Source organism: Arthrobacter sp. MMS18-M83 (assembly GCF_026683955.1).
Taxonomy (GTDB): Bacteria; Actinomycetota; Actinomycetes; order Actinomycetales; family Micrococcaceae; genus Arthrobacter.
On the sequence record NZ_CP113343.1, the window covers coordinates 2,692,528 to 2,709,861 of the forward strand.

Annotated in this window: 18 protein-coding genes; 12 read left to right on the forward strand and 6 right to left on the reverse strand. The window is 62.9% G+C overall.

Going from position 1 to position 17,334, the window contains the following annotated elements:
• The 4 genes from OW521_RS12685 to OW521_RS12700 are packed head-to-tail and all read left to right on the forward strand — an operon-like array spanning position 1 to position 3,938.
• Positions 1–723 (forward strand): 5-oxoprolinase subunit B family protein, encoded by a 723-nt coding sequence (locus OW521_RS12685; RefSeq protein WP_268019997.1) that lies wholly within the window; start codon positions 1–3, stop codon positions 721–723.
• Positions 720–1,733 carry a biotin-dependent carboxyltransferase family protein gene (locus OW521_RS12690; protein WP_268019998.1) on the forward strand — a complete coding sequence of 338 codons (1,014 nt, stop codon included), beginning with the start codon at positions 720–722 and terminating at the stop codon, positions 1,731–1,733. Before OW521_RS12685 ends, OW521_RS12690 begins: the two co-directional genes overlap by 4 nt.
• Positions 1,734–1,790: 57 nt before the next feature.
• Positions 1,791–3,131, forward strand: a complete 1,341-nt coding sequence (locus tag OW521_RS12695; protein ID WP_268019999.1) for an MFS transporter — start codon at positions 1,791–1,793, stop codon at positions 3,129–3,131.
• 57 nt (positions 3,132–3,188) lie between these two features.
• Positions 3,189–3,938 (forward strand): SDR family oxidoreductase, encoded by a 750-nt coding sequence (locus OW521_RS12700; RefSeq protein WP_268020000.1) that lies wholly within the window; start codon positions 3,189–3,191, stop codon positions 3,936–3,938.
• Positions 3,939–4,118: 180 nt separating this feature from the next.
• Here the strand turns inward: OW521_RS12700 and OW521_RS12705 are convergent, their stop codons facing one another.
• The gene (locus OW521_RS12705; RefSeq protein ID WP_184740220.1) at positions 4,119–4,553 is read right to left on the reverse strand and encodes an acyl-CoA thioesterase; all 435 of its coding nucleotides are present in this window, start codon (positions 4,551–4,553) and stop codon (positions 4,119–4,121) included.
• A gap of 228 nt (positions 4,554–4,781) precedes the next feature.
• On the opposite strand from OW521_RS12705, the gene OW521_RS12710 reads away from it, so the two are divergent.
• Positions 4,782–5,675 carry a cytochrome c oxidase assembly protein gene (locus OW521_RS12710; protein ID WP_268020001.1) on the forward strand — a complete coding sequence of 298 codons (894 nt, stop codon included), beginning with the start codon at positions 4,782–4,784 and terminating at the stop codon, positions 5,673–5,675.
• Positions 5,676–5,688: 13 nt separating this feature from the next.
• On the opposite strand, the gene OW521_RS12715 is transcribed toward OW521_RS12710, so the two are convergent.
• From OW521_RS12715 to purB, 3 genes are all read right to left on the reverse strand, one after another.
• Positions 5,689–6,192 carry a GNAT family N-acetyltransferase gene (locus OW521_RS12715; RefSeq protein WP_265979508.1) on the reverse strand — a complete coding sequence of 168 codons (504 nt, stop codon included), beginning with the start codon at positions 6,190–6,192 and terminating at the stop codon, positions 5,689–5,691.
• 124 nt (positions 6,193–6,316) lie between these two features.
• On the reverse strand, positions 6,317–6,976 hold the full coding sequence (locus OW521_RS12720; protein WP_268020002.1) for a histidine phosphatase family protein: 660 nt from the start codon (positions 6,974–6,976) through the stop codon (positions 6,317–6,319).
• Between the two features lie 295 nt (positions 6,977–7,271).
• On the reverse strand, positions 7,272–8,714 hold the full coding sequence (purB, locus tag OW521_RS12725) for an adenylosuccinate lyase (RefSeq protein WP_268020003.1): 1,443 nt from the start codon (positions 8,712–8,714) through the stop codon (positions 7,272–7,274).
• A 195-nt stretch (positions 8,715–8,909) separates the two neighbouring features.
• Here purB and OW521_RS12730 point away from each other — a divergent pair, with 195 nt between their 5' ends.
• Both OW521_RS12730 and OW521_RS12735 read left to right on the forward strand, forming a co-directional pair.
• Positions 8,910–9,218 (forward strand): hypothetical protein, encoded by a 309-nt coding sequence (locus OW521_RS12730; RefSeq protein ID WP_268020004.1) that lies wholly within the window; start codon positions 8,910–8,912, stop codon positions 9,216–9,218.
• Complete coding sequence (locus tag OW521_RS12735; protein ID WP_268020005.1) at positions 9,218–10,681, forward strand: hypothetical protein; 1,464 nt, start codon at positions 9,218–9,220, stop codon at positions 10,679–10,681. Before OW521_RS12730 ends, OW521_RS12735 begins: the two co-directional genes overlap by 1 nt.
• A gap of 33 nt (positions 10,682–10,714) precedes the next feature.
• On the opposite strand, the gene OW521_RS12740 is transcribed toward OW521_RS12735, so the two are convergent.
• The gene (locus OW521_RS12740) at positions 10,715–11,143 is read right to left on the reverse strand and encodes a phage holin family protein (RefSeq protein ID WP_268020006.1); all 429 of its coding nucleotides are present in this window, start codon (positions 11,141–11,143) and stop codon (positions 10,715–10,717) included.
• 74 nt (positions 11,144–11,217) lie between these two features.
• On the opposite strand from OW521_RS12740, the gene OW521_RS12745 reads away from it, so the two are divergent.
• The 5 genes from OW521_RS12745 to OW521_RS12765 all read left to right on the forward strand — a co-directional run bounded on the left by OW521_RS12745 (position 11,218) and on the right by OW521_RS12765 (position 16,956).
• Positions 11,218–12,336 carry a histidinol-phosphate transaminase gene (locus tag OW521_RS12745; protein ID WP_268020007.1) on the forward strand — a complete coding sequence of 373 codons (1,119 nt, stop codon included), beginning with the start codon at positions 11,218–11,220 and terminating at the stop codon, positions 12,334–12,336.
• A 146-nt stretch (positions 12,337–12,482) separates the two neighbouring features.
• Positions 12,483–13,688 (forward strand): pyruvate dehydrogenase (acetyl-transferring) E1 component subunit alpha, encoded by a 1,206-nt coding sequence (gene pdhA, locus OW521_RS12750; protein ID WP_268020008.1) that lies wholly within the window; start codon positions 12,483–12,485, stop codon positions 13,686–13,688.
• Positions 13,689–13,691: 3 nt separating this feature from the next.
• Positions 13,692–14,672, forward strand: coding sequence for an alpha-ketoacid dehydrogenase subunit beta (locus tag OW521_RS12755; RefSeq protein WP_268020009.1), 981 nt, complete (start codon positions 13,692–13,694; stop codon positions 14,670–14,672).
• Positions 14,673–14,729: 57 nt separating this feature from the next.
• The gene (locus OW521_RS12760) at positions 14,730–16,307 is read left to right on the forward strand and encodes a dihydrolipoamide acetyltransferase family protein (RefSeq protein ID WP_268020010.1); all 1,578 of its coding nucleotides are present in this window, start codon (positions 14,730–14,732) and stop codon (positions 16,305–16,307) included.
• An 82-nt stretch (positions 16,308–16,389) separates the two neighbouring features.
• Positions 16,390–16,956, forward strand: coding sequence for a phosphatase PAP2 family protein (locus OW521_RS12765; RefSeq protein ID WP_268025861.1), 567 nt, complete (start codon positions 16,390–16,392; stop codon positions 16,954–16,956).
• On the opposite strand, the gene OW521_RS12770 is transcribed toward OW521_RS12765, so the two are convergent.
• On the reverse strand, positions 16,953–17,291 hold the full coding sequence (locus OW521_RS12770) for a hypothetical protein (RefSeq protein WP_268020011.1): 339 nt from the start codon (positions 17,289–17,291) through the stop codon (positions 16,953–16,955). The genes OW521_RS12765 and OW521_RS12770 overlap by 4 nt on opposite strands.
• Positions 17,292–17,334 lie beyond the last annotated feature (43 nt).

The following is a 17,334-nucleotide window of genomic DNA, read 5'->3' on the forward strand; positions in this document are numbered from 1 at the left end:
ATGTCCGTTCTTACTGCGGCTCCGACTGAGATCTACGAATCCGGAGACTCCGCACTGCGCGTCGTCGCCCTTGCTGAAGCAAGCGAGGACAACTGGCTGACAGTCCACCGTCTTGCGGACTGGCTGGAGAGCTGTGGTGCCGAGGGCCTTCACGGCGCGGTACCCACCTACGATTCCGTGCTGGTGGAATTCGACCCCGTCCTGGTGTCGGCACGCCAGGTGCGCGCGTTCGTCAAACTGGGACTCCTCGAAATGGGCCGTTCCGCCGGCGCCGCAACGGCTCCCCGTGAGTTTGATGTCCCCGTGGTGTACGGGGGAGAATATGGTCCCGACCTGGAGAAAGTAGCCGAATACCAGGGCATCGACGCTGAGGAAGTCATCCGCCTCCACATCGAAAAGACGTACACCGTCCGATGCCTGGGTGCTCCTGCCGGCTCGCCAATGATGGACGGCCCCGCGTTCCCCAAGCCTGTGCCGCGCCTCAAGGATCCGCGCCTTAGCGTCCCCGCAGGGGCAGTGGCAGTGGCAGGACGCCAAGCCGTCATCGCTCCCGCGTCTGCGCCGGGGGGTTGGTGCGTCATCGGTCAGACCCCTTTGACCGTCCTGAACATTCGCCGTGAACCACTGGTCCCCTACAAGCCCGGAGATATTCTTCGGTTCCGTCGTATCGAGGCCGGAGATTTCGACTCGTACGTCGGCAGGGAATTGGAACCACGGCCATGAGCGGACACATTCTCATCCAGCAGCCCGGCAACGCCGTGGTCACTGACCTTGGCCGGTTCCGCGGACCCCGCTTTGGACTGCCTGTCAACGGCGCCCTGGACCAGTATTCGGCCAGGGCCGCCAACATCCTGGCCGGCAACCTGGACAACGATCCCCTGGTGGAGATCACGGCTCTCGACTTCAGAATGAAGGCTCACTCCGACATCCTGATCGCCGTTACGGGGGCTCCGCTGACACTCACCGTCGGAGGGCGTCCGTGCAGCCAGTGGGAACCGGTTTCGGTCCGTGCGGGCGAGACGGTGGCCATCCGGGGAATCAACCGGGGCCTCCGTGCATACCTGGCCGTCCACGGCTCGGTGGAGGCACCGACTTTGCTGGGCAGTTGCGCTCCGGACACGGTTGTGGGCTTCGGCCTGCAGCTCAAGGATGGAACCACGCTCCTCACCCGCCGCAGTGTGGGCCCTGTTCGCCAGCCGTACTTCGACCTTCCGCTCTTTCGCCTTTGCCTTGAACGGCCGAACATGGGGCAGGAACTGCTGGTCGACGTGACCGACGGACCGGATGTCGCCGACTTCGGCGATTCCGCCGGGTTGCTCTTCACATCGGAGTACGCCGTGAGTGGCCGGAGCAATCACATCGGCTTGCGGCTCGGCGGCGAACTTCCGGAAAGAACCTCAAGTGGCGAAGTGCTTTCACGCGGGGTGCCGGTGGGAGCCGTCGAGGTTCCCTCCCGGGAAGAGTTGCTGGTACTGCATCGGGGACGCGGCGTCACTGCCGGATATCCGGTCCTCGCTGTGGTCACCAGTAATGGCCTGGACATCCTTGCTCAAGCCCGCCCGGGCGACAAGGTCCACTTCAGGAAAACAACAGTGGCGGAGGCAACTTCCGCCCACCGGCGCTCGCGGGCGCAGCTTGAATCCCTCCGCGAATCAGTCAACACAGTCTTCGGACTACTTGGCATTGGATGCCGACCCCAGTGGCAGGACCTCCCGGTTGCGGCATGCAGCTAAGAACCCGTCGTCAAAACCAATAGGCGTTGCTACGCTCAACATCAAGAAGGAAATGTCATGACCGCTAACACCAACGCTGCACAAGTGCAGCATGAACGGCTCACAGGCCGTCAAACGCGCAAGGTTGTCACCGCAGGCTGCGTTGGCATCTTCGTGGAACTCTATGACAACGGCATCTTCGCCTTCATGGCTGGAACGCTTGCCTTAGTGTTCCTCGCCCCGGGCAACCCGGACAACGCCCTGTTGTTCGTCTTCGCCGGCTACGCAGTATCGTTCTTCGTCCGGCCCCTTGGCGCAGTTGTTTGCGGTTACTTGGGCGACCGGATCGGCAGACAAAAGCTACTGGTCTTCGTCATTCTGCTGATCAGCGTGGCCACCGCCGGTATCGGAATCCTGCCCACTTACGCGGCTATCGGCATCGCGGCGCCCATCCTGCTCGTCCTCTTGCGGCTCCTGCAGGGCTTCTCGGTTGGCGGCGAAGCCGCCGGCGCCATGACCTTCTTGGCTGAGCACGCCCCCGAGGGCAAGCGCGGCATCATCACCTCTTACGCTCAGATCGCTTCGTTCGCAGCCCTGCTCACCGGTACCCTTGTGGCGTTCTCCATGTCTCCTTGGCTCACCGCGGCTGCCATCGACGGCGGCGGCTTCGGCTCCTTCGCTTGGCGCGTTCCGTTCCTAGTCGCCATTCCGATGGGCGTCATCGGCTTCTACATCCGCAAGGCCATCAGCGACACCCCCAACTTCACGAAGCTCAAGGAAGCGGGCGGCCTCTCCAAGAACCCGCTCAAGGAAGCCTTCCAGTCTGCTGAGCACCGCCGGGCAATGGTTCTGGCCCTCTTCATCCCGCTCATGAACGGCTCCGGCTACTACGTCCTGTTCTCCTACATGCCCACCTTCCTCAAGGGCAAGCAGCTGAACTTCACCATCGGCGAGGCGCTGTTCATCACCGCCTGCAGCCTGGTTGTCATCTGCATCGCCATTCCTTTCATGGGTGCCCTGTCCGACCGCATCGGCCGCAAGAAGGTCATCGCCGGCTCTGCCATTGCCATGACCATCCTGGGCATCCCGTCCTACGCCCTCATCGCAACGGGAAACATGGGCCTGGCTATCCTCGGCGCCTCCATCATGGCCGTTGTCTTTGCTGGCCACACGGCCGTCATCCACATCCTGATCGTTGAGTTGTTCCCCACCAGGGTCCGGTATTCCGCCTACGGCCTCGGCTACAACATCTCCTCCGCGCTCTTCGGCGGAACGGCCCCGTTGCTGATGACCTGGCTCATCAGCAGCACCGGCAACATCTACATGCCCGCCTTCTACGCAGTCATCACGGCCCTCGGCACGCTTGCAGCCGTGAGCACGGTCAAAGACCGGGCCCACGAACCCCTCCGCGACGCTTAGGCGCCACTGACCTCTGGGCACACTTCGTGTCCCCATTCCCCACCTTTTGGAGAAGTAATGTCTTTTTCCGACTACAACACCGCCCTCGTCACCGGAGCGTCAACCGGTATGGGGGCCGCGATTACCGAGCGCCTGGCCAAGAGGGGCCTGACCGTTCATGCGGTGGCCCGCAACGAGGAACGTCTCAGTGAATTGGCCGATCGTACGGGAGCCATCCCCCACGTAGTGGACCTGACCGACACAGCGGCCCTGACCGCCGTCGTGAGTGACCTGAAGGTCGACGTCCTGGTCAACTGTGCTGGCGTTTCGCGGCCCGGCAACCTCCTGGACTCATCCGAGCAGGACATCGACGAGCTCATCGACGTCAACCTTCGCGGCTTGCTTCAGCTCACGCGGCTTGTCCTGCCGGGGATGGTGGAGCGCGACCTCGGCCACATCATCAACATCAGTTCCATCGCCGGCGTCTACAACTTCTACGGCCACACGGTCTACCACGCCACCAAGGCGGCGGTGCACCAAATCTCCCGGCAGCTCAGGAATGACACGGTTGGCAAGCGCATCCGCGTGACGGAGATCTGCCCCGGCCGGGTGGAAACCGAGATTTTCGGCCGGAACATGGGTGGCACGCCTGAAGCCATGGAAGAAGCTTGGAAGACGTACTACGAAGGCTACGAGTCGCTGACCACCGACGACATCGTCAACGCCCTCGACTACGCCATCGAAACCCCGCGCCACGTCAACGTGGGCATGCTTGAGCTCATGCCCACGTTCCAGGTCCCCGGTGGTCTCACCTTCGACCGGCGCTAACCGCCGCCTCGCCTGAGGCGACCCAAAAGGTTCCGGTGACATCACTCCCGTCACCGGAAATACAAGCTGGCGGCCGCGAATTTCGCGGCCGCCAGCACCCGTTTCCCGGGAGTGTCAGTGAGAAGGGCGACGCGCGCCCTGGCTCCTGGCAAGCTTCTTGGAGGGCCCGACGTCGGGCGCTCAGTCCTCGTGGAGCGCTTGCGTCAGGTGGTGCGTGGGGATGCGGTCGCGGTCGTAGGTGATTTCCGTGTAGCCGTGCGGTTCCGGCCTGCCGTCGTGCCCGAGGTTGACGAAGACGATTTCCTCGATGGTCAGGATGCTCTCGCGAGTGATCATGTTGCGCACCTCCGCCCGCATCGTCAATGAGGTCCGGCCGAAGCGGACTGCCGTGAGGCCCATTTCCACCAGATCGCCTTGGACGGCTGAGCTCACGAAGTTGATTTCGGAGATGTACTTGGTGACGGCGCGGCCGTTTCCAAGCTGGAGGATCGCGTAGATTGCCGCTTCCTCGTCGATCCATTTCAGCAGGCTTCCACCGAACAGAGTGCCGTTGGCGTTGAGGTCCTCCGGACGTACCCATTTGCGGGTCCGGAACGTGATGTCAGCCTTTTCCATAATGCGAGATTAGCCGAGGCCGGGCGCCCGCGTCTTGTACGGCGTGCCATGCTTCGCGGGACTCCGTAACATGGATAGGGTGCACCCGGTTCAGGGCACAACACGACACACGCCGATTCGCGCACCATGCGGCACGCCGGGGACGCGCTGGAGGAACACCATGAAGATCGACAATACCCACCGTAGTGCTGGGCTCGCCGCCCGGCCTTCCGGCTGGAACCGCTGACCATGCCACCGTTGGACGTTGTGCTGGGCGCCTGGTCAATGAATTGGCCTGCCTTGGTCATTCTTGTTGCCGCCGTCATCCTGGATTTAAAGGGCCTGGTTGCCGCCAAGCGCCGGGAGATCCGCTGGCCCTGGTGGAATTCGTTTGCCTTCTTTGCCCTTGGCCTCGGCAGTTTCGCTGCCCTCAGTTTTGGATTCCCGGGCACCTACAGCCACGACCTGCGGTGGGCTTTCACCCTCAAAGTGACGTCTTACCTGTTTGTGGTCCCATTGTTGATTGGCCTGGGAAAGCCGCTAACGCTGGCAAGGCAGACCCTGGGCCCAGTGGGCGCAGAACGGGTGGAAGCGGTCCTCGGGCATCGGCTCGTTCGCATGCTCAGCAACACCCTCATAGCGGCCTTTCTGGGGCTCGCCATGTTCACGGTGTTCCTGACCCCGCTGTTCTATGTGCTCCGGACCAACCCGGTCGCCGACATCATCCTGACTTTGCTGGTGCCTGTCATGGGCCTCCTCATGACGGTTCCGATCATGGAAGACGGCGCAGGACGCACTGGATCGCTCATTGTGGTCGAGTTCATTTTCGTATTCATCGAGTTGCTTGCCGACGCCGTGCCGGGCGTCCTGATGCGCCTCAGCCCGGGAATTCTCGACGGCGCCGCCTCAGTTTTGGGCAATCAACCGGGCTGGTTCCCCTCACCGCTGCGCGACCAGCAACTCGCCGGGGACCTGATGTGGTTCCTCGCGGAGATCGTGGACCTTCCCCTCATCATCCTGATGTTTGTCCGGTTCTCCCGTAGCGACAAACACGAGGCCAAGAGCTTCGACGACCTGAGCGATGAAGAAATCGAAGCCCTGAATCGGGCACATCTGGGCCAGGGCGGACGCAGCTTGGATTGATCCGGGGCGGCTCTTAGGCCATCGCGGTGTGCGATGCGCTGTGCGAATCGATCGGCTTCGCGTAGCACTGCGAGTGGCTGACACCGATGTATGGACCGAAGTTGGGCACTGCGGCGAAGCCGGCGCTTTCGTAGAAGCTGCGACCATCCGATTGGGCCGATCCAGCTTCCGCCGTGATCACACTGAAGCCGTGGGAGTGCGCTTGCGCTTCCAGCGCGGCGAGGATGGAGCTCGCCACTCCCGACCCCCTAGCGTAAGGGACAACGTAGAGGCGTTTGATTTCTGCGGTCTCGGCGTCCAAGATCCGCAGACCGCCGCAACCCAGGGGCTGTCCTGAGCACTTTTCGTAAGCCACGACGAAAACGGCAGTATCAGCTTCCGATGGTGCGGGTCCGGGCTCGTGGTCTGAGTTACCGAATCGCGAGTCCAGTTCCGCTTGCTGGGCGGCGCGAAGGTCTGCACCCACTGGGTTCGCCCAGGTGACCTGTTTGATGTTGAGCCGCGGATTAGTCTGCATCGGAACCTCTTTCGCCGGAGGGGGTTATGCAAATCAAGCCTAAGAAGCGGGGGTTACCGCGGTGTTTCCTCCGCGTAAGCGTCCGGAGAAATACCGGCGCGTTGGGCTGATCTTCAGACAGGCGTTATTCGAGTGCGTCGCCCGTGGGATCCTCTGCTGTCCGGTCGGCAAAGGCAAGTCCGCCCACAGGGCTTTGGTCCCAATGCAGCAGGCGCCAGCCACTGTCCGGGTCGCCTTCGAGCACTACGATTCCGGTGTTCTGCAGCTGGTGGGTGGCGGCGAACTCGCGGCCGACACCGACTGCACGGCGCCCGGCCCAGCAACGGATCGCGGCACCATGGCTGACCACGACGGCGGTCTCGTCCCCCGCCGCCGCCACCTTGGCGATGGCTGCGTCGTAGCGGGCGAAGAACTCGTGACCGTCACCTGCTCCCGGCATGCGGACGTCCAATTCGCCGTCGGTCCAGGCAAAAACCGTGCTCATGTACCGGTGGTGCGATTCGTGGTCGGTGAGCTTCTCCAAAGCACCCGCCTCGATCTCCTGCAGACCCTCCAACACGGTGGTCTCGAGTCCCAGGGCTTTGGCGAGTGGAGCGGCGGTCAGTTGGGTACGGATCAGGGTGGACGCATAGATGGCCGTGATGTCTTCGTTGGCAAGGGATGCAGGGAGTGCGGCGGCTTGACGTTCGCCGAGTTCAGTCAGCCCCGGACCGGGAAACGCTGTGTCCAATTGGCCCAAGACGTTTCCGGGGGTTTGCCCGTGGCGGATAAGCAAGAGCCTCATGCTGACACAGTCCTAACAGTCGATTCGGAATGCCGGAACCACGTGCGTTGCGACCCGGTGACTTTCAGCCAATCAGGCCCGGCACCTAGGCGCCGGGCCGACACGCCGTTCGGTCGGCAGCGCAGCCGGTGAGCGACCGGGGCAGGCGACCGGGGCAGGCGACCGGAGCAGGCCCCGACGGCGGGCAAGAGCAGACGCCGACCGCAAGCGACCGGAGCGGGCCCCGACGGCGGGCAAGAGCTCTGTGCCCTGGCCCGCCGTCGAACGGCGGCCACTGTTTCCGCAGTGCTGCGTTCTACTTCAGGTGGTCCACAAGCTGACTGGCGATACCGGTGTACTTTCCCGGAGTCAGGGCCAGCAGCCGCGCCTCGGCCCCGGGGGACAGCCCCAAACCGGAGACGAACTCCTGCATACGGGCGGCGTCGACACGCTGGCCGCGGGTGAGATCCTTGAGACGCTCGTACGGGTTCTCCATGCCCTCAACGCCGGCGATGGCCTCCGCCCGCATGACCATCTGGATGGCTTCGCCCAGGACTTCCCAGTTTGTGTCGAGATCGGCCGCCAGTACCTCCTCGGCAACGTCCAAGGCCTTCAGTCCCTTGGCGACGTTTGAGATTGCAAGCAGCGAGTGCCCGAATGCGACGCCGATGTTGCGCTGCGAGGAAGAGTCCGTGAGGTCTCGCTGCCACCGGGAGGTAACCAGAGTGGCGCCCAGAGTGTCCAGCAGTCCGTTGGAGATCTCAAGGTTGGCCTCGGCGTTTTCGAAGCGGATCGGGTTGACCTTGTGCGGCATAGTGGAGGACCCGGTGGCGCCTGCGACCGGGATCTGGCGGAAGTATCCGATGGAGATGTAGCTCCAGATGTCCGTGCAGACGTTGTGCAGGATGCGGTTGAAGCGCGCAACGTCGGCGTAGAGTTCAGCCTGCCAATCGTGGCTCTCGATCTGGGTGGTCAGCGGGTTCCAGGTCAGGCCCAAGCCCTCAACGAAGGACTGGGCTACGGCCTGCCAGTCGGCGCCTGGAACGGAAGCGACGTGTGCCGCGTACGTACCGGTAGCCCCGTTGATCTTGCCCAGATATTGGGTCTTGGAAACGCGGTCCAACTGACGGTTCAGGCGATGCGCGATGACTGCCAGTTCCTTGCCCAACGTGGTGGGCGTGGCGGGCTGGCCGTGCGTGCGGGAAAGCATGGGGACGGCGCGGTTTTCCTCGGCCATCGCTTCGATCTGCTTCACCAAGGCGCTGGCCGCGGGGAGCCAGACCTCCTCGACGGCGCCCTTGACGCCCAAGGCGTAGGAGAGGTTGTTGATGTCCTCCGACGTGCAGCCAAAGTGCACCATTGCGGTCAGGTTCTCGATACCGATCGCGGGAAGGCGGCGGGCGATGTAGTACTCAACAGCCTTGACGTCGTGGACGGTGACTGCTTCGATTTCGGCGAGTTCCGTGACCGAACCGGCATCGAACTCGGTGACGATGCCGCGCAGCTTCTCCTGCTGTTCGGGGGTCAAGGGTCCGGCGCCAGGGAGCACATTGTTGTTGGTCAGATGGATGAGCCACTCGACTTCGACGGCCACACGGTCACGGTTGAGGGCGGCCTCGGAAAGGTAGTCGACCAGGGGAGCGACGGCGGACTGGTACCGGCCGTCCAGCGGGCCAAGGGCGATCGGCTCCGGCGACGCGGCGAGGGCCAGGCGTCCAGAGGGCGTACGGGTAACAGCGGCGGCGACGGTTTCAGGCATGAGGCAATTCTTTCATGAACTCGCTCAGCGTCATTAAGCGGTACTTCTCTATGTGCAAAACCACTCGGCTTCCCCTCCACAGCCATGTTTCCAGCAGTTTGTCCACATAGCCCGCCAAGGCGGTTCCGCACTCATCGGGGCCCAACGTAGCGTCGATGCCACGACATCAACTCGTACCTACAGGAGGACTACGTCATGAGCGTCATTCAGGTGGCGGCTGGGGGACCGGATCTGGATTCCCAGCAATGTGTTTCGCGTGGAGCGGAGGTCCGGCAGCTCGGATGGCGGATGGCCGCCTGTGCAGACCGGGCCGACGCCGTGCTTGCCAAGCTGGCGCAGCTGCAGCTGGACCGCTGGGAGTCGCCGGCGGGCCGCGCCTACAGGACGACTGTCGCTTTGCAGGCCGCGTCCCTCCGAAAGGGGCGTGATGCCTTGCGCGAGGCAGCCGCGGTGACTCTTCGGCATTCCCAGAATGTGGCATCGAACGGCCAGCCAGGCTTCTGATGGTCGAGATCGCTCCCGTCGCCTGGGGTGGGTCGCCGCGCCCCAAAGCACCCGAGCCGGACGGCCCACTGCGTATTCGCGGCGGCGTCGGCGGAATCAATTTCCAATTCGAGGAGCTGCTTACTGGCGCAACCGCGCTGGACGAGCTCGTACACCAACTGGAGGCCATTGAAGTAGAGGCCGAGGCAGTGCGGGCGGCTCTCTTTCCACATCAAGCCTCCTCCTACACAAGCGGAAGCAACGCCATCATTGCTGTCGGGGAAAGTGGCCGGGACATCGGGCGGGTCCGTGAGCAGCTTCAGCGGATTGGCAACGATGTCAGGGCAAGCCACCGTGAATATGAGTTTGCGGAATCACATGCGGCGATCCGCCTTCGAATGGGCTTGGGAATGCCAGTCCTCGGGACTGGTCCCGGCCCCCTTGACCTTGGCTGGCGGGGCGCAACGGAAGGAGTCGTCCGGGATTTGACCCGGATATTGGAACTGATGATGGGGTTGCCCCCGGTGGCGGCCAACCTTGCAGGGGCGATGGTTGGCCCCACCGACGTCGGCGCCGTTTTGAGAGCCATCGTAGCCACCCCTGGGTTGGCGTTCCTGAGGCCACGTCCCATCAACGTCAGTCGAGGCGAGACCACCACGAAAAGCATGGACCTGTCGGCTTCAGGATTGCTCCGGGAGCTAGACCACGTCTCAGCTAGTTCGGAGGGCGAAATTGAAGTAGCGCAAGTAGATAAGGACGGAGAACGGGCATGGGTGGTGTTGATTCCGGGTACTCAACCGGGAAATCCGCCAGGGGGTAGCAATCCATTGGACGAGGCCGGTATTGCCGAAGCGCTGGGCTACGAGTCGGCAGAAACCAGCAAAGCCATCCGTCAGGCGTTGCGCGAGGCAGGTGCGGTTGCGGGCGAGTCGGTGGTGGCCGTGGGCCACAGCCAGGGCGGGATCCATGCAATGAACCTGAGCAAGGACAAGGCGTTCCTCGCCGAGTACGACCTCAAGTTTGTCGTGACGGCAGGATCGCCTGTCGGGGGAATCACGCCGCAAGCGGGTACCGGCAGCTTGCACTTGGAGCACAAAGACGATTGGGTCCCAGGTGCTGACGGCAAAGCCAATGCTGATACCAAGGACAGGGTCACGGTCACCTTGACCAATCCGCCGAGCCTGGCCCCAGGGGAAGACCCAGGCCGCCTGGGTCCCGCGCACAAGCTCTCGCACTACGAGGAAGGGGCGAAGCTGGTGCAGCTCAGTTCCGATCCTTCCCTGGCGGCGTCCACAGCGACTCTGGGCGGGATACTGGGCGCTGGCGGCATGGCCAAGGTCAGCAGGTTCAAATTGGGTCGTGAAGCTCCCCAGCCTGTACGGGTTCCGGTTCCCCGGGTGCCTGTGCCCTCCCCATCGGTTCCCGCTCCGAGGGTCGAGCAGCCCGTCCTGTCAGATTTCCGCTCCGGATCGGGAGCACGGTGAGGAAGCTGTTCGAACAGGCTGCTTCCAGTCTTCCTAGCGCCTGTTAGCGCCCGGAATCCAGCTAGCCACGACTGAAATCAGGCTGATGATGATAGCGGCGAGAACTGCGGTCCAGAAAAAGCGATCGATGGTGAGGTGTACCGGCGTGTAGCTGCTTAGCCAAGCTGTCAGTGACAGCATGGCGGCGTTGATGACAATCGTGAACAAGCCGAGAGTCAGGATTGTGATTGGAAGGGAGAGTAGCTTGACCAATGGCCGCACAAAGGCATTCACGATGCCAAAAATGAGCCCTATGAAGAGATAGGCAAGAACCACGCCCAAGGTATCGCTGCCTTGTGTGACCCCCGCGTTGTTGACTGCGTTGGTGGTTGCCGAGGTGGAAATATCCATCCCAGGCAGAATCCAGCTGGCAACCCAGAGGGCCAGCCCGTTGATCAGGACACGCACAATGAATGAACCCATGCGCCCATGCTTTCACATGCGCCGACCGGAAAGCCCACCCTCACGTCCCGAATGCCTACAAGTAGGCTGGTGCCATGAATTCTTCTGACAACGCACCGGAGGGCGTGCGTCCCCGCCCGGTTGTGGACAGGCTCCCCAAATACGCCGCAGGCAAGCCTCCCGCAGCCATAGAAGGCCTGACCAGTTACAAACTGTCTTCCAACGAAAACCCGTTGCCCCCGATCCCCGCGGTGCTCCGGGCTATTGCCGACCAGTCTGACATCAACCGGTACCCGGACCCTCTCTCCACCAAGCTGCGCACGGCGCTCGCTGAATTTCTAGGAATCCCCGCGGACGACGTCGTCACGGGAGCCGGAAGCCTCGGGGCCCTGAACCAGATTCTTTCCACGTTTGCAGGACAGAACCACGACGGCAAAGCCGATGAGGTCATCTACGCCTGGCGCTCCTTCGAGGCCTACCCCATCTGCGTAGGATTGGCCGGTGCGGAGAGTGTCCAGATCCCTTTGCTTTCCGACGGACGCCACGACCTCGAGGCCATGGCAGCTGCGGTCACCGTCCGCACCAAGGTGATTTTGCTTTGCACGCCCAACAACCCCACGGGCCCCATCCTCACTGCGGAGGAAACGGAGCGATTCATCCAGTCGGTGCCTGCTGGCGTGGTTGTCGTTATTGATGAGGCCTACCAGGAGTTCGTTCGGGACCAGAACGCCGTGGACGGCATCAAGCTATACCGCAAGTACCCCAATGTGGTTGTCCTCCGCACGTTCTCCAAGGCTCACGGCCTTGCAGGCCTGCGCGTTGGATACAGCGTTGCCGGTCCGGATCTCACCCAGCACCTGCGAGTCGCAGCCACGCCCTTTGCGGTGTCACAGATAGCTGAACGCGCCGCTATTACCTCCTTGCAGAATTTCGACCAGGTTGTTGAAAGGGTACAAAGCCTGGTTGATGAGCGGGACCGGGTGACCGCCGGGCTCAGGGAGTTGGGATGGTTCATCCCTGAGGCCCAGGGCAACTTCGTCTGGTTGAATCTGGGAGATAACAGCGCCGAATTCGCCGCCCTGGCAGGCGAACGGGCGTTGTCCGTGCGTGCTTTCGGCAACGAAGGTGTCCGGGTCAGCATCGGAGAGGTTGAGGCCAACACCCGATTCCTGGAGCTCTGTGCGTCCTATACAAAAGCGCCGCAGGCTTCCTAGCGGTTAACAAATGCCCCTGCGTCCCTTACTGCGGATAAAGTAAGGGACGAAAACCAAGATATGCCGATTCCGGAATGCATTCCGGAGTCGGCATATATCAGCGAAATATTTGCTCAGCGTCGGGCTGAAGCAGGCAAGGAGACGGAATGGGCGCAACTCAATTGCCCACCCCCGGGATCAACGGGACGGGACTGGACCTGCAGTCTCCTGCGGGAGGCGCTTCCAGTGATCCCGCAGCCGAGATGATCCAGCTGCTGGGGCCGGACGGCAAGCTAGGAACCGATCCTGTCTTCTCGGACTACGCCAAGCGTCTTGAGCCGGAGCAGCTACGGGGTTTCTATGCCGACATGGCCAAGGTCCGCCGTTTCGACCAGGAGGCCACCGCTCTCCAGCGGCAAGGCGAGCTGGCCCTTTGGGTCCCCCTGACCGGTCAGGAAGCCGCCCAGATCGGCTCCGGACGGGCCACCCAGCGGCAGGACTACATCTTCCCCACGTACCGTGAGCATGGCGTTGCGTTGACTCGCGACGTGGATCTGGCCGAACTCCTGAAGCTGTTCCGCGGAATTTCCAATGGCGGCTGGGATCCCACTGAGAACAACTTCCATCTCTATACCCTGGTGCTGGCGGCCCAGACGCTGCATTCAGTTGGCTACGCCATGGGAATCCAGCGGGACCAGAAATTCGCAGAAGCCAACGGTTCCAACGACCCGAAAGCTGCTGTCGTGGCCTACTTCGGCGACGGCGCAAGCTCCGAAGGCGACGTCCATGAATCCATGGTCTTCGCGGCGTCCTACAACGCTCCGGTGGTGTTCTTCTGCCAGAACAACCACTGGGCCATCTCGGTACCCACTGAGGTCCAGACGAAAGTTCCCCTTTTCAACCGGGCCAAGGGATACGGCTTCCCGGGCATCCGGGTGGACGGTAACGACGTCATCGCAGTCCATGCGGTCACCGAATGGGCCCTTGAGCATGCACGCGAGGGCCGCGGTCCCGTGCTCATTGAGGCATATACATATCGCGTCGGCGCGCACACAACGGCGGACGACCCCACCAAGTACCGCGAATCCGCTGAAGAACAGGCCTGGCGCGGCAAGGATCCGCTGGATCGCTTGGAGAAGTACCTTCGCAACGAGGGCCTGGCCGACGAAGCTTTCTTTGAGCAAGTCAGGGTCGACGGAGACAAACTCGCAGCCCACGTCCGCAGCACCACCCAAAACTTGAAGGGCCCTGACTTCCGCGAGTCATTCGCCGGAGTCTATGCCGAGCCGCACCCGCTGGTGGCCGAGGAACTTGCCTGGTTCGAGGAATACTCCGCCGGATTCGAAGGCGACCACGAAGACGGAGGCAAGTAACTGATGACCACCATGACCATTGCCAAGGCCATCAACGAAGGCCTGCGTGCCTCGCTCACCAACAACCCGAAGTCCCTGCTCATGGGCGAAGACATCGGGCCTCTGGGCGGCGTCTATCGCGTGACTGACGGACTTATCAGGGACTTCGGCGCAGACCGGGTAGTTGATACCCCCCTGGCAGAGTCCGGCATCGTCGGCACCGCGATTGGCCTTGCCTTGCGCGGCTACCGTCCCATCTGCGAAATTCAGTTCGATGGTTTCGTTTTCCCCGGCTTCAACCAGATCACCACCCAGCTGGCCAAGATGCACTCTCGCAGCGGCGGCAAACTGACCGTTCCCGTGGTCATCCGCATCCCCTATGGCGGCGGCATTGGCTCGATCGAACACCACTCGGAATCGCCGGAGGCCCTGTTCGCCCACACGGCGGGCCTGCGCATCATCACCCCGTCCAACTCACACGACGCCTACTGGATGATCCAGCAGGCCGTCGACTGCACGGACCCGGTGATCTTCTTCGAGCCCAAGCGCCGTTACTGGCTCAAAGGCGAGGTTGACACCGAAAACCCCGGACCGGCGTCGGACCCGTTCCAGGCGCACGTCCTCTGCGAAGGTTCCGACGCCACCATCGTGGCGTACGGTCCGCTGGTTCCCGTTGCCCTGGCCGCCGCAGCAGCGGCGGAAGAGGACGGACACAGCATTGAAGTGATCGATCTCCGCTCGATTTCCCCCATCGACTTCGACACCGTCACGGATTCCGTCAAGAAGACCGGCCGCCTAATCGTTGCGCACGAGGCGCCGACGTTCGGTGGTATCGGCGGCGAGATCGCTGCGCGGATCAGTGAACGTGCATTCCTGCACCTTGAGGCCCCGGTCATCCGGGTGGGCGGTTTCCACATGCCGTATCCCGTGGCCAAGGTTGAAGAGGACTACTTGCCGGACATCGACAAGATCCTTGAAGCCTTGGACCGTTCCCTGGCCTACTAGCCGCCCCTGATTGCACCCTCCGCCACGCGGACGGGCCAGCCGAAATCGAGGACCTAAGTGACTGTTAAGAAATTCAACTTGCCGGATGTCGGCGAAGGCCTGACTGAGGCAGAAATTGTCTCCTGGAAGGTCAAACCCGGGGACACCGTGGCTATCAACGACGTCATCTGCGAGATCGAGACCGCCAAGTCCCTCGTGGAATTGCCGTCCCCATATGCAGGCACGGTGGCGGAATTGCTCGTCCCTGAGGGGATCACGGTTGAAGTGGGAACCGCGATTATCGGCATCTCGGACAATGCCCCGGATGAGGCAGCGCCCGCATCGGCACCCGTCGCGCCGCTCGCCGCACAGCCTGCGGCTCCGGCCAGTCCTGCCGCCGAACAAGTCTTCGAGGCCTCGATGTACGGCAAGCTGCCCGAAGACCCGGGAACGTCCGACGGCGGTCCGGCGGGCGGTCCGCTAGTGGGCTCCGGTCCCAAGGCCGACGCCGTCAAGCGCCGCCCGCGTAAGCGCCCGGAAGTGGTCGCCTCCGTTGTTGCGGCCGCCTCGGCTGCGGCCACCGCCTCTGCGACCCCCGCAGCCGAGCCGTCGGCGCCGGCCCGCACCGTCGAACTCGCAGCACCGGCGCCCGCCGGCGGGCGGTCCGCGGCCGCGACCCAGGGAGCAACGACCCAAGAAACCGCGACTCAGGCGCCGGGCCTCACGGGCCTTGGTGCAACCGTCAGCGGCATCGTCAACCGCGTCTTGGCCAAGCCTCCGGTGCGCAAGATCGCCCGCGAACTGGGCATTGACCTGGCCGACGTCGTTCCCACGGGGACACGCGGTGAAGTGACTCGCGAGGATTTGGTCAGCTACCAGTCGCAGCGCGATGCCGAACTGGACCAGGCCGACAAGTTCTGGGGTGCGTCCAAGAAACCGCAGGATCAGCGTGTGGAACGGATTCCCGTGAAGGGTGTCCGTAAGGCAACAGCCAAGGCGATGGTGGAATCGGCCTTCACGGCGCCGCACGTGAGTATCTTCGTGGACGTCGATGCCAGCCGCACCATGGAATTCGTCAAGCGCCTCAAGGCCTCCAGGGACTTTGAGGGCATCAAGGTGTCGCCGCTGCTGATCCTCTCCAAGGCTGTCATCTGGGCGGCGGCCCGCAACCCAAGCGTCAATGCGACCTGGGTGGAGAACGCCGACGGCAAGGGCAACGCGGAGATCCACGTCAAGCACTACATGAACCTCGGCATTGCGGCCGCCACTCCGCGCGGGCTCATGGTGCCGAACATCAAGGATGCCCAGGACCTTTCACTCAAGGAACTGGCCCTCGCGCTCAACGAGCTAGCCAGTACGGCGCGCGCGGGCAAGACCCAGCCTGCGCAGATGCAGGGAGGCTCGCTGACTATCACCAATGTCGGCGCCTTGGGTATCGACACTGGAACGCCCATCATCAACCCGGGCGAGGTGGCGATCGTCGCGTTCGGCACCATCAAGCAAAAGCCTTGGGTGCTGGATGGCGAAGTCATCCCTCGCTGGATCACGACACTGGGCGGCTCGTTCGACCACCGGGTGGTGGACGGGGACCTCTCCGCCCGCTTCATGGCCGACGTCGCATCCATCCTCGAAGAGCCGGCGCTGCTGCTTGACTGAGCAGTGCGGCGTTGGAGGGCGGCAGCGCGGCGTTGGAGCACGGCAACGCCGCGCTGGGGGAGGGAGGCACCGTGTTGCGCGGATCCTGACCGAGGTCTTCCAGCCGCCTGCCGTTGTGTCCATCCTGCTGCTCATCAGCCCAGCTGTGGAACCGGGTTTCCCGGGGACAATTTGGTACGGGGTCCTTGGGGCACTCTTTGTGTGCGTACTGCCGCTGGCCTATGTGTTGGTCCTGGTGAGGCTCGGCAAACTGAGTGACCACCACGTCAGCGACCGCGAGGAGCGTACTCGTTTGCTGATGCTTGCGCTTGTGTCGGTGGTTCTCGGACTGCTTGTACTCAACCTCATCCACGCCCCCACCAGCGTCTCAGTGATGATCCTTGCCCTGATTGGCGGGATCGCGGTGTTGGCCGCGGTCAGCCTCGTGTGGAAGATGAGCGGTCATGCCTCGGCAATCTCCGCTGCCGCAGTCATTGCGGCGCTGATGTTCGGACCGGCGTGGCTGCCGCTACTGCTTCTGGTGCCCGCCGTCGGCTGGTCCCGGGTGGTGCTGCGGGACCATACCCGCGGCCAGGTCATCGCCGGTTCATTGTTCGGCGGTGTGGTCATCGCGGGCCTTTGGTGGGTCCTGCGGGGTTGGGTGATCTAGTAAGACGTGTAGCTGACCGCGAGATCGCGCAATTGCTGGTCGCTCATGCCGCCGATCATTCCAAACGAGAGCACCATGGCCAGGGCACCAACGGCCAACATGGCGGAACCAACCACAAGCAACAACTTCCAGTCGGAACGCATGATGCTGCGGAACGTCTCAGGCATCTGCAGCAGCGGGGAAATCATGTTTGGAGCGCTGTCTACGGAGCCGTCATCGAGAAGTGCCACGATGCGATCATTCGCGCGGTCGAAGCGCATGGAGCTGATGTGGTTGCCGTGGCGGGCGAGCAGAATGTCGTGTCCGACGCGCTGGCGCGGCTGCAGAGTGAGCAAAAGGGATCCCCTACGGGTTGTTGTGATGGGCGGCTCGCGCCCT